General features: G+C 51.8%; 1 protein-coding gene. It reads right to left on the bottom strand.

Going from position 1 to position 643, the window contains the following annotated elements; all coding sequences use genetic code 11:
• Positions 1 to 643 (bottom strand): IS21 family transposase (gene istA / locus PsAD37_RS11325; RefSeq protein ID WP_153039725.1); only part of this gene is annotated, 643 nt, incomplete at both ends.

The raw sequence follows: 643 nt of genomic DNA, 5'->3' as shown, positions 1-643 counted from the left end.
CAAAATGGGCAGGAACGCTATAACGGTTACTGGCATACTGAACCAGGCAGGTTGAGCGAACACGACCAGTCTTTTCTACATAGCCATCAAAGGCCCGACCTAAGGGGCGTAACTGCGCGCAGTCATCAGTAAAAACAGCATCAATCGTACGCTCAGGCTGCTCGGGATGCGAGCGCTTGCCAAGCTCGTCACAGTGCAGATGTAGCCAGGCATTCAACCCCTCCAAATCCTCAAAGACCAGCTTTGGCGTAAAAAGATGGCGGCGCAAAAACTGTACCTGGTTCTCCACTTGACCCTTCTCCCAACCCGATGCCGGAGTACACGCCACCGGTTCCATCACATAGTGGTTCATCAGCGCTAGAAAACGGGGATGATAGATCCGGTCTTTGGATCTTGATACAAACGTCACCATCGTTTTCGGGTTATCAATGATGACACGGCGCGGGACACCGCCATAAAAGATCAAGGCACGAACAAAGGCGTCGAGAACCATCTCCTGCGCTTCGCTCTGATAAGCAAACACAAAGGGTTTACGGCTGTGGCACAGACGGAAATGGGCAACCTTTATCTTCTGAGCAACACCGCCCAGCACAACATGTTCTTCACTCCAGTCAAATTGAAGCGCATCCCCAGGTTGAAACTG

It is taken from the genome of Pseudovibrio sp. Ad37, assembly GCF_001623075.1.
Classification (GTDB): Bacteria; Pseudomonadota; Alphaproteobacteria; order Rhizobiales; family Stappiaceae; genus Pseudovibrio.
The sequence above is the reverse complement of the archived record's forward strand: the minus strand, read 5'-3'. Positions and strand labels throughout refer to the sequence as shown.